This is a genomic window from Micromonospora profundi, assembly GCF_011927785.1.
Classification (GTDB): domain Bacteria; phylum Actinomycetota; class Actinomycetes; order Mycobacteriales; family Micromonosporaceae; genus Micromonospora; species Micromonospora profundi.
Genome location: NZ_JAATJK010000001.1, coordinates 2,947,375 through 2,962,572 on the forward strand (window position 1 = coordinate 2,947,375; position 15,198 = coordinate 2,962,572).

The following is a 15,198-nucleotide window of genomic DNA, read 5'->3' on the forward strand; positions in this document are numbered from 1 at the left end:
GGCCGCCGATTTCGCTTCATCGTGGGCCACCTGTCGATCCGGCCCACCCAACGAGTGGGAATTTCATCGAATGTGGCCGCGAAACTGTCGCGCTGCGGCGAAAGCCGGGTAATTGGGAATCAGCGACGTACGGCGGATCGAGGATTCTAATGACTCACGTCACCATCGACAAGTAGTAATTCCTCGACTGTCACCCACCCGGTTCTCGCACATACGCTGCGATCGTCGACCCGCTCACCGCAACGGCGGTTCGACGAGGTGGATGTTCCGTCACCGAGTGCTCCCGGAGGCGACCGTGACCATCGACGAGGTGACGACGACGCCCGGCGGCCCGGCCGGGTACAGCGTGGAGGAACTCGCCCGCAAGGTCGGGATGTCGGCGCGCAACATCCGCGCGCACCAGGCGCGGCGGTTGCTGCCGCCGCCGGTACGGCACGGCCGGGCCGCGCTCTACGACGACTCGCACGTCCGCCGGCTGGACGCGATCCTCGCCCTGCAACGGCAGGGCTTCAACCTGGTCTCCATCGAGGCGATGCTCGGGGTCCGGCCCAGCGACGAGGCGCCCGACGGGCTGACCGCGATGCTGCAACGCCTGACCGCCGACCGTCCCGCGTTGGCCCACGCGCTGACCCGGCACGGCGTGATCGGACGCACCACCGACGGCACGGTCCGCACCGTACGGCCACGCCCGCTGCGCGCCGCCCTGGACCTGCACCGGGTACGGGTGGGCACGGTGCCGGCGTTGCAGACCCTCAGCGAGGTGCTGGACAGCCTCCGGCCGGTGGCCGACGAGCTGGTCGCCGCCGTCACCGCGCGGCTGCTGGCCCTGGCGCCGGAGCTCGTACGCAGCGGCGCCCGGTCGTCCTGGGCCGACCTCGACAGGGAAACCCTGCTGCTGACGCAGGGCGTGGTCAGCGTGCTCGCCGAGGCGTTCCGGCTCGCCGTGGAGAACCAGGCGGAGGCGCACGTCGCGGAGCTGCTGGAGAACCACCTCGACGCGGACGTGTGCCTGGAGGACGGCTCGGTCATCGACAACGGCTGACCGTCAGTCAGCTCGTCGCGGGCTGCCCGTCCGGCTGCCGGCTCTCCAGCACGGCGTCGGAGGTTTCCGGCTGCTCCACCAGTTGCCGCCGCGCCAACCTGTGGAACAGCCCTTCGGGTTGATCCATCAACTCGTCGTAGGTGCCCCGCTGAACGATCCGGCCCGCGTCGAGGACCACTATGGTGTCCGCCGCACGGACCGTGGACAGCCGGTGGGCGATGACCAAGCGGGTCGCGGCCAGGGCGGCGGTGCTGCGGGTGACCACCTCCTGGGTACGGTTGTCCAGGGCGCTCGTGGCCTCGTCGAGGAAGATGATCCGGGGTCGGGGCGCCAGCGCCCGGGCGATGAGCACCCGCTGGCGCTGCCCGACCGACAGCGTCCCACCGCCGAACGGCACCATCGTGCTCATCCCCATCGGCAGCGCCTCCAGGTCGTCGGCGAGGCCGGCCATCCGCGCCGCCTCCCAGACCAGGTCCAGCGGGAAGCTACCGGCGCCGCAGATGTTGTCGCGTACCGAGCCGGCGAAGAGCTGGCCGTCCTGCAGGACCACGCCACACTGCCGGCGGACCGCGTGGATGTCGAGTTCGGAGAGGTCCTGGCCGTCGTAGAGCACAGCGCCCTGCTGCTGGCGTTCGAAGCCGAGCAGCAGCCGCAGCAGTGTGGACTTTCCGCAGCCGCTCGGTCCGACGATGGCAACGAACTCGCCCGGGCGGACGTGCAGGTCGATGTCGACGAGCACCGGCGGCTCGTCCGGCTGGTAGGCGAACGTGAGCCGGCGCAGCGCCACCTCGCCGCGCAGCTCGCCCGGGTCCACCCGGTCCGGCCGCGCCTCGGGATCGGCGCGCAGGATCGCCCGCAGGCTGCCCAGCCGGGGCACCGCAGCGATCACCTCAACCCCGCCCGAGACCAGGACGAGCAGCGCGCCGAGCAGCATGGCGAAGGCGACGTTGAGGATGAAGAAGTCGGCCGGCGCTACCCGGCCGGCGAGCGGCCCCATCAGCACGGCGAACAGGACCAGCTGACCGGCGACCGGCAGCACCGTGGCGAAGGCGACCAGGCCGGCCTGGCTCTGCCGGACCCGTTGCAGCGCCGCCCGGGCCGTGGCGGCCACCTCCGACCAGCGGGCGTGGGCGCGGGCTTCGGCGGACGCCAACTTGATCTTGATGATGCCGCCCAGCAACTGGTTGGTCATCGCCGCCGCCCGGTGCTCGGCCGGCAGCGCCGACCGCTGCTGACGGACGATCAGCACGGCGAACGCACCGAAGGTCAGCATTGTGACCGCGACGATCCCCGCTCCCCACAGGCCGAGCACGGGCTCGACCACCAGGAGCATGCCGAGGACCACAAGCACTGTCGCGCCGGCCGAGACGAGCTGCGGCAGCAACGCGCTCAGCGCCTCACCGACGAACGAGATCCCCAGCATCGAGTTGGCGATCTCACCGCTGCTGCGCCCTGTGAAGAACCGGGCCGGCAGCCGCATGAGCCGGTCCCAGATCGCCAACTGCGCGCCGGACTGCAACCGTCCGTCCAACCGCAGCAGCCGCAGGTTCTGCACCACGCCGACAAGCACCGCGACGACAGCGGCGCTGAGCATCAGGGCGAGGAACCCGAACAGGCCGTCCACCTCGCCCTTGCGGGCCAACTGGCCGAGCACCTCGCCGGTGGCCAACGGCACGCCGAGGCCCAACACTGCCACGCAGGCGGCGGCGAACAGCAGCCCCCGCACGTCGCGGGACGCACCGACGAGCCCGGCCCGCAGCAGGTGCCGCATCCGGGCGGTGGGCGGCAGCGGCGCCTGCACCTGGGTCGCCTCGGCGGCGTACGTCGCGGCCATCGTGGCGTCGACAGGGCGGTACGCCCGGGTGTCCGGGTCGACGTGGTGGTAGCGGCCCCGGCGGAACAGCAGCGGCACCGCGACGGCCCGCTCCGGGTCGTCGCCGACCCGCCACCCGACTAGCGGCCCCAGGTCGCGTCGCCACCACCGCTCCGGCAGCCGCACCTCGCGCAGGAACAGGCTGGACGCCCGGGACACCGCGTGCACCGCAGCGCGGTCGGACAGCGGCGCGCGGCTGCGGTCCGCCGGCTCGTTCACCGGCGCGCCCATCCCCTCGGTGACCACCCGGACCACAGCGGCCGCCCGCCCGTACCTGTCGAAGCCGGTCTCGATATCCGGAACCGGCACCGCCCCACCCGCACCGATCACACCTATCGACCGGCGGGCCGCCGCGGCGAGCACAGCGGCGTCGATCTGCCGCCGCCGCTCCACAGCGCTCAGCAGGGCCGCGTCGGCCTCCTCGATGCGGGACTCCACCATCCGCAGCAGCCGGGCCACGTGCTGGTCGACAGCCGTCCGGAGTTGACCACCGACCAGCAGGTCCCAGCTGCTGTGGCTCTCCACCGCGCACGGCGACTCGGCCACCACCCAGTCCCGCTCGGCGACCAGCAGCAGCTCCCGTTCCCCCGACATCTCCACCGGGCCACCGTCGTTGCGCCGCAGCTGCCCGCCCGCGCTGCGCAGCCACCAGGCGCCGCCGGTCGAGGTGAGGGCGCTGCCCTGCGCCAGCGACACGATCTCGCGCCCGCGCAGGGTGGACGCCTCCCGGGGCGCCTGCCCCCGGCGCAACGCATCCGCGATGGTGACCAGCACGAGGTCCACCGCTGCGACAAGCTCCGTCGCGGCCGTCCGCGCTCGCGACGGCGGCCCCTCGTCCACCGGACGATCGAGCCGGACGTGTCGCTCCAGCAGGGACAGGTGCCGCCGGGGCAGCCCGCGCAGCTCCGTGCCGGGCAGCGGCACCAGGATCAACTGCCACGCGCCGATCGCCGTGGACGTCGGCACCAGGCCACCCTCGGGCAGCCGGGCCACATGGTGGCGGCGCGACGGGCTCATCCCGGCCCGGCGCACCGCGAACAGGTCGGCCTCGCCGCCGGTCACCAACCATCCCGCCACCGGGCCGTCCAGGCGACACACCTGGCGTACGCCGTCGCCGCAGAAGCCGATCAGGCCGCCGGCCGGGGGATCTTCCACCGCGTCGGTCATCAGCGTCTCCTCGGATCGTCGTGGGTCAGTGGTCCCGGACCAGGCGCGCGTACGCCCCGTCCCGGGCGACCAGTTGCTCGTGGGTGCCGCGCTCCACCTCCCGACCGCCGTCCAGCACGACGATCAGGTCGCAGTCGCGGACCGTGGACAGGCGGTGGGCCACGATGAGGCAGGTCGCCCCCCGACGGCGCAGGTGCATGTCGATCCGGCGTTCGGTCTCGGCGTCCAGCGCGCTTGTGGCCTCGTCGAGCACCAGCACCCGAGGGTTGCGGACGAGCGCGCGGGCGATTTCCAGCCGCTGCCGCTGCCCACCGGAGAAGTTGCGGGCGTTCTCCCGTACCGGGCTGGCCAGGCCGCCCGGGCGGGCCGCCACCTCGTCGTACAGACACGCGTCGGTGAGCGCGGTGACGACGTCCTCGTCCGCGACCGTCAGGTCCCACATCGTGACGTTGTCCCGGACCGTCCCCTCGAACAGCCGCAGGTCCTGGTCCACGATGGCGACGGTGGCCGCCCACAGGCCGTCGTCGGTCCCTGTCCGTTCGACGCCGTCGACAGTGACCCGGCCGGTCCACGGGCGGTAGAGCCCGGCGACCAGTCGACCCACAGTCGACTTGCCACTGCCCGAGCGCCCGACGAGCGCCACCCGGGCACCCGGCGGGAGGTCAAGGCTGAAGTTCTCCAGCAGTGGACGGCCCAGCGGGTTGTAGCCGAAGGTGACCTCCTCGATGCGCAGGTGCCCCTCCATGGGCGCCAACGGTCCGGCAGGTCGGTCCTCGGCCGACGGCAGCGGATACTGCTCGACGTCACGCAGCCGGTTGAGGTCGGCGCTCATGTCCTGAAGGCGCGAGCCCAGCGCTGTCAGGTTGCCCAACGGTCGGTTCATCGCGATGGCCAGGCTCTGCATGCCGACCAGCACGCCGACGCTCATCGCCTCCGCCGCCACCTGCCGGCTGCCGAGCCCCAGCAGCACCGCGGCGGTCCCCGAGGCGAGGAACGCCGGCAGGACGGAGAGCACCGCCGTGGGCACCCCCAACCGCTGCTGGCGGCTGGCGACCGTGGCATGGCGGGCCGCGAACCGGGCCACGGCGCGTTCCTCCTCGCCGCCCGCCTTCACCGTCTCGATCATCTGGACAGTGGTGTAGACGGTCGTCACCAGCTTGCTGCGGTCCGCCTGGAGCCCGGCGACGGCGATCGAGCGGGTCGAGGCGACATAGCGCAGCACGCTGACGTTCAGACCAGCGAGGACCACGGCGCACAGTCCCAGCAGCAGGTCGTACTGGCAGAGCAGCACCCCGTACGCCAGCACCAGCCCGGTGTCGACAACGGTGGTGGCCGCACGGCGGGTGAGCACCTCGGCGACCACCTCGTTGCCACGGACCCGCTGGCTGAGGTCGGCGGCCTGCCGCTGGTCGAAGAAGGTCGGCGGCAGCCGCAGCAGATGTCGGAAGAACCGCGCGGCACTGCTCAGGGCGAGCGCCGTCTCCGCGCGTACGGTCAGGCGCTGCTGGAGCAGGCTGGCCAGGAAGGTCAGCACTGTGGCGACAGCGACCGCCGCCACCAGACCGGCGAGGGCGGCCCGATCCTCCTGCAACAGCACACGGTCGACGAACACCTGGGCCATCACCGGGATGGTCAGACCGACCACGGCGATCAGCAGCCCGAGCAGCAGCATCTGCGCGATGGCCGAACCCGGACCGCGCCACCGCTGCGCCAGCGCCCGGAGCAGCCGGTAACGGGTGCCGCCCGACCGGAACTCCGGACCGGGCTGCATGGTGAGGACGATGCCGGTGAACGCGCCGTCGAACTCCTCCCAGCTCACCGCGCGGGGACCGGTGGCCGGGTCGTTGATGTGGACCTTCCGGCCGAGCCCTTCCAGCACCACGAAGTGCTCGAAGCGCCAGAACAGCACCGCCGGCAGCGCCACGGTGGCCAGGCCGCCCAGGTCCATCTGGAAACCCTTTGCCACCATCCCGTACCGGCGGGCGCCCTTGAGGACCGTCGCCGCTGTGGAGCCGTCCCGGCTCACTCCGCACACCCGGCGCAGCTCCTCCAGGGGCACGTGGCGACCGTGGTGGGCGAGCAGGATCCCGAGCGCGGCGGCGCCGCACTCCACCGCCTCCATCTGGATGACTGTGGGTGTGCGGACCCGTCGACGCCGGATCCTGGGCAGCTCCGGTGTGCCGGCGGCGGCGATCGTCGGCGCGCTCATCGCCGCAGCAACCAGTCGATGGGGTGCTCCTGGTCCACCGTGAACCAGGCGGTGACCTCGCTTGCCGAATTGAGCTGGAACGGCGGCGGGGACTTGGTCCAACGCAGTCCGCCCAGGGCTGCCGGGTCGGGTTCCAGGGCGACAGTCACCCGCACCACGCTGCCGTCGGCCAGCAGCCGCCGGACGTCCGGCCCGGTGCCCAGGAAGGCGCGCAGCGAAGCCTCCGTCTCCGGGAACGCGCCGACAGTGATGACCTGGCCGGCCAGGGTGCCGAACACGTTGCGCGGCGCCGCAGCGGCGGCCACCTCGACGGGTACGCCGGGTTGCAGCAGCGGCGCGGCCACGGCGGGGGCGTAGACGACGGCCTGCAACGCGTCCCCGGCGGTGTCGAGGCGTTCCAGGTCGGCCAGGTGCGTACCCGGGGTGACGATCTCGCCCTCGGAGACCAGCCAGGCAACGACGTACGCGTCACCCGGCGCGTTCTCCACACGCACCTTGCCGTCCATGGTGCGCAGGCTGTAGAGGGGCGTGCCCTTTGCCACCCGCTGGTGCGGTGACGCCCACACCTTCGTGACCTGACCGCTGTCGAGCGCGTCGAGTGCGGAGATCCCGTTGGAGTGGATCAGCACGCCGGCCGCCTCGACGGTCCGCGGGACGACAGTGCGCACCGACCAGACGCCCGCGGCGACGACGACTATGACAAGCGCTGTGGTGGCCAGCCAGTTCGGCACCGTGGTCAGCCGCACCGCCCGGTCCAGTTGCTCGGGCGCCTCCAACTGGCGCAGCGCCTGCCGCCGGAACTTCATGGCCGGTCCCCCGCTGCGGCGGCGCATCGCGAACCGAGCAGGAAGTCGGCCACGCTCGGCTCGACCAGAGGGTCGAGCCCGGACAACTCGGCGAACGCCTGGGAGTCCCCGGCGCCGAGGGCGCACGGCGCCAGGCCCATGGCTGTGGCGACGAGATACATCTGCTGGGTCAGCACACCAGCGTCCTTGAGAATCATGGCGTAGCTCATCCCTTCGTACTTCCACATGAGCCGCTGGACCCGGGCGGTGACCACCAGGACGATCTGCGGCGGACGGGGCATGGCGCCGGCCGCCCGGGCGTACGCCAGCAGCCGGTCGGCGGCAGCCGCCCAGGCCGCGACCGGCTCCAGCCGGTGCCCTACCGCGTCGTAGTGGTAGAGCCCCGGGTCGAGCCCGGCGCAGCGGGCGACCAGCGGATAGATCTCCAGCTCGTAGACCCCGCCGCCGCCCGGGTAGGGGCGGTGGCCGATCTCCTGCCCGCCGGCCTCCCCGACGGCAGTGGTGTGCTGCGACCGGTACAGGAACTCCGCCAGCCGGTCCAGGGGCAGCGGCGCCGCGTCGTCGTGGTCGCGCACTGTGCGCCGGTCCGCGACGACCTGACTGAACGCGGGGTCCTCCTTGGCGATCGTCGCCAGGTCCGGCAGCGGCAGCTCGACCGCCCGACCTCCGTCGTACGCGCGGCGCAGCGGTTGCGGGGCGAAACGTCCCCGCATCCGGTAGGTGCCGCCCACCGGCAGCGCGTGCCGGCCGGCCCGGGAGCGGTGGTGCAGCCGCAACTCCTCCGGCGACCAGTAGGCAAGTGGCGCGTCGTCGCGTTCCGCCTCGAACTCGGCGGCGGTGACCAGGATCCGGGCGGTGGCCAACTCGTCGAGCACCCGGCCGGCGGCCTCCGGCGACACGCCGAGCGTGCGGGCCACAGTGTCGGGTCCGACACCGGGCACGGCGGCGGCAAGCACCGCGCCGACGGCGGCGTCGGCGCAGCCGACGGTGAGGCTGCTCAGCGGTGACGAGGCCACCAGCATGCCCCGTTCGTGCTGGAGGGTGGCGAAGCGGGAGAGCCGGTATCGGACCCCCGGGGTGTGCGGGCGGCTGTCCGGCAGGCTGCCCCGGCCCAGGCCGGTGGGCACCAGGTCGAGCAGCGGCCGGTCGTCGGCCTGGACGCGACGCTCCAGCCACGAGTGGGCGAGCAGCCGACGCAGCAGCAACTGCGCCGGCAGCACGCGGTTCTCCCCCTCCAGCCCGCTGATCAGTCGACCGACCTCGACGTCGCTCACCCAGTCGGCGGCGAGCCGCAGCAGCAGCGCCCGCCGGCCGATGCCGGGCCGCTCCAGGGTGAGCTGGAAGCGGGTCTGCCGCAGGGTCAGCGAGCCGTCCTCGCCGAGCCGCAGTTCCGCGTCGCGGCGCAGCCGGTACGCGTCCTGGATCGGCGGACCGCCGACGGAGCCGTTCACGACTGTCGCCGACCGACCGGGTCCACCACGGTGGTCATCTGCGCACCTCTCGCTAGAAGAAGACGTTCAGCGGGTTTGCCGACGTCTCGTCGGCGGCCAGCGGACTCCGGCCGAGGCGGGCCGGCGCGTCCCACAGCCGACCCGGACCGAGCCGACGCCAGAAGTGCCGCAGGCCGGGCACGACGACCTTCACCACCGCCAGGTCGACATCGGGGCGGGACTGGTCGACGACGATCACCTCCAGGCCGGCGCGCTCGGCGCGACGTACGCACTCCCGCACGTCGTCCCCGACGTCGCCGGTGGTGAGCGTCGGATGGTCCGCGGCGGTGCGCGGCGGCCGGTTCGGGTCGGGAGACAGCCACTGCTGGTCGGCCACCCGCACGGCGCCGAACCAGCGCTCGGTGTCCAGATCGTCGACGCCGTACCGGTTGCGCGCGGAGGTCGGCCCGGAGACGGCGGGCAGGAACTGGTTCACCTCGGTGAGCGCCCTGGTCAACGCCACCCGCGCGTCAAGGTGCGCGCCGAAGCCCACCAGGACGTCCTCCGGCCCACCGTCGGTACGCCGGGACACCGCGGCGAACGCGGGTACGCCGAGGTCGGCGGTCAGGTCCAGGGCCCACAGCTCGCGGCCCAGGGCGGTGGCGTGGTGGTCGACGCAGGCGGCGGTCCACGGATCGCCGAACGAGGCGAGGTCCACCCCCGGCATGCGCGAGCGGTGGTACCACCACAGGGCCACGCTGTCGCGTTCGACGAGTTCGCAGAAGCCCTGCACGATCGCCTCGGACAGGGTTCCGCCGGCCGCGCAGCCGTTCGAGTCGGCCGAGCACACCCCGAGGCCGGTCAGCTCCGGATGCCCGTACCAGCAGTACGCGGCGGGCAGTTCGCGCGGCACCTGCCGGGACAGTGACCAGCCAGTTGTCCAGTCCAGTTCCACGTCGTCCGGCAGCGGGCGGGGAACGCGGTGCAGGTGCCCCAGGTCGCGGTTGAGCCGGTCCCGGTCGGCGTACTGGCGCTCGGAGAACAGCAGCAACTCCCGCAGGTGCACGGCGCGGTCCGGACCGAGTTGCCGGTACGTGGCCCGGTGCACCGGGCGGTCGCCGCGCCACACCCCGCAGTAGCGCTCCACTGCCTCCCCGATGGCGCTCATCCGGGCCTGCAGGTCGGTCCGGCCCTTGCCGCCGCTCTGCCCGCGCAGGTTGCGGCGCAGAGCGGCGAGCTGGCGGGGTTGGGCGAAGTTGTGCCCGGCCGAGTAGGTGTGCGTGACGCCGTTGTCGGTCGCCTCCAGGGAGGTCAGCCGGCTCACCACGCCCAGGTACCGGCTGACGTGGTGGGCGAGCGCGGCGTACGTCTCGGCGGGTTCCCGGGTGCGGGATTCCCCGGCGCGGCTGGGTTGGGCGCCGCTGGGTGGCAGATCTATGCGTGGCTCGGCCTTGCCGACGAGGTCCGGGTCGCCGCAGGCGGGGCACTGTGGCTGGCGTACCAGTTGGTGGCTCTCGGTGCTCAGGTCCCGGGTGTCCAGGGCGACCATGCGGCCGGTGAGGCGGGGCGAGCTTCCCCGCACGGCCAGCACGGCGAGTTCGGCGGCGAGCAGCCCGGCGGCCATTGTGGCCAGGCCGGGCAGGACCGCCCGGCCGGGCTGCGGCAGCGCACCGGCCAGGTCCTGCCCGCCGAGGTACGCGTTCACCTGCTCGTTTTCCTGCCAGCGTTGCCGCAGGCAGGCCCAGCAGCCGGTGCGGCCGGGCACCAGGTGCGGGCCGAGGAAAACGACGTTGCCGTGCGGCCGGGCGAGGGTCCACGGGCGGCCGGCGGCCAGGTACCTGTCGTTGATCGGGGCAAGCCGGGGGTCGAGCATTGACGACGGCAGCACCAGCAGCTGGGCGGCGCCCGGGTCGCTGTCGTCCGGCCCGACCACCGTCACGGCGAGCCCGAGTGCGCGCAGCGCGTCGGCGGTCTCGGCCGCCCGGGGTGCCCCGAGGTCGACGATTGTCACCGGCCCTCCGGCCATCCACCGCCGCCCGGCCTCGGGCGCAACACCCCGGGCGTCCCAGCCGGCGGCCTCGGCCGGCGAGGTGTGCGCGGGACCGGACACCAGCAGGCCGTGGTCGCGCAGCCGGGCGAGGGCTGCCGCGACGGCGGCGACCGGATGGCGGGTGGCCAGTCGGGCCAGCACGTCGGCAAGAGGCGCGGCGCCGTCGAGCTGGTCGGCCAGGTCGGCGGCGACCGGGTCGTCGACGAGCAGGCTGCGGGTCTCCCCCAGCACCACGAGCGGCCCGTCGGGCAGCCGCACCGGCACGTAGTCCGATCGGAAGCGCGGACGCCACATGGTTCCTCCCGAGCCTGGTGGCCGGGCCGCGGCACCGCCGGCACCGCCGGCGATCACGGCTACTGCCATCGTCGTGGTCCCCGGGCCCGATCCCGAGTGATGCCACAGGTTTCTGCCGTCGGCGACGCCGGAGGCGTCCGGCGGTCCGGTCAGCTAGGGGTGACTGCCAGCGCGGTGTCGTTGAGCCCCAGCACCGAGGCTCCGGTGGTCTGCGCCGGTACGAGCAACAGGAAGGTCTCCACCCTGGTGACCCGGATCGACTTCCCGCGCACCGCCTCGCGGTGGCCGGTGGCGATGAGGTCCGGGCTCTGCGGCACCAACTGGACGGTGGCCGGGCCGCCGGGCGCCGGGCGCAACGTGTCGGTGGCGTGGATCGTCAGGAAGGTCAGCGTGCCGGCCGGCACCGCTACCGCGCAGTCCGACCACTCGGCCTTGTCCAGGGTGCGCTGGACCGCCGCGCCGACACCGGCGAGTTGCTGACCGTAGACCTCCCAGCCGCCGGCGAACTGGCCGTCGAGCAACGGGCTCGACACGACGAGGGACCTGTTGCTGGTCGTGGATCCGATGCTGCGGGCGAACACCTCGGCGGCGAGGGCACGGCGGCTGGTCTCGTCCAGGGCCTCGCCGCCCTCGGTGGCCGGCCGGCCGTCGATGCTGCGGGCGACCACCAGCGACGGTTGGGTGACCTGGACGTTGTGGCTGAGCTTCCAGTGGCCGTCGGCGTCGAGCACGAACTGGCTGACGTCGGTGGGGGCGAGCTCGGAGCCGGCCAGCTTGAGGGTGGCGGTGGCAAGGAAGCAGGCCGGGTCGCCGGGCGGCACCGCGAAGGCCGGGTTGATGTGCTGGAACGACGGTTGCGGGCGCTGGTTGTAGGCGGACCGGCGGACCGCGGCGATGCTGAGGTCCAGCGCGGGGGGCACCTCCTGGGTTTTCAGCGCCTCGACGTCGCCGGCCACCGAGGCGGCCGAGTCGGCCTGGTCGAAGGCGGTGAGCACCAACGCTGCCCGGTCCCGACCGAAGGCGGTCGAGCCGTCGGGCACCGGGGTGGCCGCGTCCACCGGCTCGCCACCACAGCCGGTCAACACGAGCAGCGCGGCCACCGCAGCGGTGGCGAACGGCATCGCTGGCGCCGGCGCGGCGAGGATACGCGGGCTCCTGACGGATTTTCTGCCCAGCATCTCGTCCTCCATCCACCACCGGTGCACGGGAATCGCGCCCGATGGAGTCGAGTATGTGAGCGGTCAACGGGCCAGGCCGGTGGCGGCGCGGCCTCGTGCTGCACGGCCCGTCGGCGTTGCAGGAAACGACGTCATCCGGCCCGGGCCGTGGTCACCGATCGGTGTCATCGAGCCGAGCGACCCAGGCGACCAGAGCCGACCGGGAGGCGACGCCCGCCTTGCGGTAGATCCGGGTCAGGTGCGCCTCCACGGTGCGAGGGCTGATGTTCAGCTGCCGCCCGATCAGTCGGCTGGTGGCCCCGGTCGCCGCCAGCCGCGCGATGTGCCACTCCCGGTCGGTCAGGGCGGCGACCTCGCGTGGGCCGACCGGGCGGGCCAGCCGCAGGCCGACCCGTTCCGTCCCGCACCAGGCGGCCAGTTCCAGCGCACGGCGGCGGGCGCGCGCCGCCGTGCCAGCCTGGTCCGCGGCTTCGGCCGCCCGGGCCAGGGAGGCGAGCGCGAGGCTGCGCCGGAGCACCATTCCGCCGGCCCGGAACAGGTCGCCGGCCGTCTCCAGATGCAGCAGCGCCGCCGCGATCTCACCACGGGCCAACAGCACCTCGCCGTACGCCGACTCGGCGAAGCCCCGCTGCCCGGCGAGGCCGATCTGATCCGCCTCCGCCATCGCCCGCTGGGCCTGCCGTTCCGCGTCGTCCACGTCACCTCCGGCGAGCGCGGCGGCGCACAGCAGCTCGTACCACATCGGCCGGAGCGTGCTCTGGAGCCGGCTCAGCCGGTTGTCGCCGCCGGCCGAGTGCACCAGCTCGGCACAGGTCGCGGGATCACCCGACAGCAGTGCCGCGGTCGCCAGCGCCAGCACGGCGGTACGACCGCACCAGGTGGCGATGTCGGGGGCGATCCCGACCGCGGTGCGGGCCAGCGCCACCGCTCTGTCGTCGTCGCGAGGACCACCACGCCACGCCGTCGCCTCCGCCTCGAACGCCAGGGCGAAGCTCAGCAGGTGGCGACTGCCGATGCGCCGCGCGACGATGCCCGCCTCGGTGGCCAAGCCGATGGCTGTGGTGAGTTGGCCGCCGTGGTAGGCCACCTGACTGCGACCGAGCAGCAGCAGGCACAGCCCGTCGTCGCGGTGCGAGGCGCGGACGAGGGTCAGCCCTCGGTCGAGGTGCCGCGCCGCGTCGGCCTGCTGTTCGAGGTACAACTCGGTGAGGCCCAGCGCTGTGAAGCAGTCGGGGTGGCCACGCATGTCCCGGTCCGGCAGCGAGTCGACAATCCGGGCGCCGGCGTCGAGCAGGCTCCGCGCCTCGTCGAGCGCGCCATCGTGCGCGGCGGCCAGGCTCCGGATGGCAAGCAGGCCGGCCCGGTCCACACCGGAACCACCGGAGTCGCCGCCGAGCGTGTCGGGGAGGCCGGGCAGGGGGCGGCCGGCCAGGATGCCGGCGGCGCCGATCTCGGCGGCGAGGCGGTAGCCGCCGGTGGGGCCGGTGCCGGCCGGCAGGGCGGCCAGCTCGCGCCGGCTGATAGCCGCCGCCTCCGCGTAGTTGCCGAGCAGGCGTTCCACGCGCGCCCAGAGGGCTACGACCCGAGCCCGTCGCCCCTGCGGGTCGGCGGGAAACAGCGGCACGATCTCCTGGAGCAGGGCCCTGCTCTCGGCCAGGTTGCCCGCCTCCCCGGTGATCTGGGCCAGCACGAGCGACACCTCGCGGCGACGCTGCGCCGAACCGGCCGTAGGCCGCAGCGCCCGCAGCGCCAGCCGCAGCCAGCGGATGGCAAGGTCCGGTGTCTCGCAGCGGATCTCCTCGGCGGCCCGACAGAGCACGTCGACGCAGCGTTCGACCCAGCGGCCGCTGGGTAGGGCGAGCAGGCGCTCGGCGTAGCGGGCCCGGTCCGCAGGTGGCGCGCCGCGATCGACGAGCGCTGTGAGCGCCCGCGCGCAGGCGTCCACCCGCCATGCCGGGTCGGTGTCCTGGGCGACCGCCATCCGCAGCACCGGGTGCCGGAAGGCGAACCGTCCGGTGCCCGGGACGCGGCGGATCAGGTCGAGCCGGGCCAGCCGCCAGCCGGCCTCGACCGCCAGTGGCGTCGGGACCTGCGCGACCTCGGCAAGCAGATCCGCGGCGAAGGGGGTGTCGACGATCGCCCCGGCCCGCAGGCAGGCCAGCTCGACGGGCGGCAGGGCCACCCACTCGCGCCGCAGCACTGCCATCGCCGTGTCGGACAGTCGGGCGCCGGGCGCTTCGAGGTTCGGGCCGGTGCCGGCCGGGTCGGGACCGCCCGGCAACGCCGCCAGGTAACCAGGGTTGCCGCCGGTCAGGTCGTACCGGACGCGCAGCTCCGGCTGGGCGACGTCGGGGTGCAGAAGTGCGACCTCGGCGAGGTCGAGGGGGCGGAGTTCGATCCGGTCGTGTGCGGTCGGTGCGGCGTCGACGTGTCCGTCGGGATCCGGTGGGCCGAACGGCATCGGGGTCGCCATCTGCCGTGGGCGGTAGACGAGCACGAGCAGCAGCGGGGCGGGCACCGGATACCGCAGCAGGTGGGCGATCAGCCCGGCGGAGGGTGCGTCCGCCCAGTGCAGGTCGTCGAGGACCAGCACCAGACCGTCCTGGGCGGCCACTCCGATCAGCCGGCGGGCCAACTGGTAGGTCCGGAACCGGCGGGCGTCCGACGCCCGTTCCTGCGCCGGTGGCACCGGGGCGGCGGGCTCCGGCCAGGCCTCCCTGGCGGACGACCGGGCAGTCAACCCGGGCCGAGGCGGGTACCCCTCGGTGAAAGCGTGCCGGAACACGTGGAAGGGGACGCCTCGCTCATCCGGCGCGCAGGTCCCGATGGCCCAGGGGACGGTGGGGACGCACCGGTCCAGAGCCTCGCGGACGAACCGGGTCTTGCCGATGCCCGGCTCGCCGACGACCTCGCAGACCATCTGCCGGCTGTGGCTCAGCACCGCGGCCTGGGCTCTCTCGATACGCGCCAACTGCTGTCGCCGCCCTACGAAGCGCGGGTCTTTCGACGCATTTCCCAGCCCAGGTGTCATCACGCAGATCAGACGCTTTCCGGCACTGTCAAAAGGGGATTGGCCGCACTATACCGGAGCATCGTCCAATGTCGAATTAGGTGATGCGACCAGCCCTTATTTGACCAGGCGGCACCGG

At 73.4% G+C, this 15,198-nt stretch carries 8 protein-coding genes; 1 reads left to right on the forward strand and 7 read right to left on the reverse strand.

From position 1 onward, the window contains the following. The first annotated feature begins 262 nt into the window (after positions 1–262). Entirely contained in the window at positions 263–1,042 is a 780-nt protein-coding gene (locus tag F4558_RS13075) for a MerR family transcriptional regulator (RefSeq protein ID WP_167944292.1), read from the forward strand. Positions 1,043–1,049: 7 nt separating this feature from the next. Here the strand turns inward: F4558_RS13075 and F4558_RS31250 are convergent, their stop codons facing one another. The 7 genes from F4558_RS31250 to F4558_RS13110 form a co-directional block, all read right to left on the reverse strand. Next, positions 1,050–4,082, reverse strand: a complete 3,033-nt coding sequence (locus F4558_RS31250) for an ATP-binding cassette domain-containing protein (RefSeq protein ID WP_209273277.1) — start codon at positions 4,080–4,082, stop codon at positions 1,050–1,052. A 25-nt stretch (positions 4,083–4,107) separates the two neighbouring features. Next, complete coding sequence (locus F4558_RS13085) at positions 4,108–6,291, reverse strand: NHLP family bacteriocin export ABC transporter peptidase/permease/ATPase subunit (protein WP_167944294.1); 2,184 nt, start codon at positions 6,289–6,291, stop codon at positions 4,108–4,110. Next, entirely contained in the window at positions 6,288–7,097 is an 810-nt protein-coding gene (locus F4558_RS13090; RefSeq protein ID WP_167944296.1) for an HlyD family efflux transporter periplasmic adaptor subunit, read from the reverse strand. The genes F4558_RS13085 and F4558_RS13090 overlap by 4 nt, the downstream gene beginning before the upstream one ends. Continuing rightward, positions 7,094–8,548, reverse strand: a complete 1,455-nt coding sequence (locus tag F4558_RS32135) for a SagB/ThcOx family dehydrogenase (RefSeq protein ID WP_167944298.1) — start codon at positions 8,546–8,548, stop codon at positions 7,094–7,096. The genes F4558_RS13090 and F4558_RS32135 overlap by 4 nt, the downstream gene beginning before the upstream one ends. Positions 8,549–8,600: 52 nt before the next feature. Then, entirely contained in the window at positions 8,601–10,940 is a 2,340-nt protein-coding gene (locus F4558_RS13100) for a TOMM precursor leader peptide-binding protein (protein WP_167944300.1), read from the reverse strand. Between the two features lie 80 nt (positions 10,941–11,020). Continuing rightward, the gene (locus F4558_RS13105) at positions 11,021–12,049 is read right to left on the reverse strand and encodes a hypothetical protein (RefSeq protein ID WP_167944302.1); all 1,029 of its coding nucleotides are present in this window, start codon (positions 12,047–12,049) and stop codon (positions 11,021–11,023) included. A 151-nt stretch (positions 12,050–12,200) separates the two neighbouring features. Then, the gene (locus F4558_RS13110; RefSeq protein ID WP_280844840.1) at positions 12,201–15,080 is read right to left on the reverse strand and encodes an ATP-binding protein; all 2,880 of its coding nucleotides are present in this window, start codon (positions 15,078–15,080) and stop codon (positions 12,201–12,203) included. Positions 15,081–15,198: the final 118 nt, after the last annotated feature.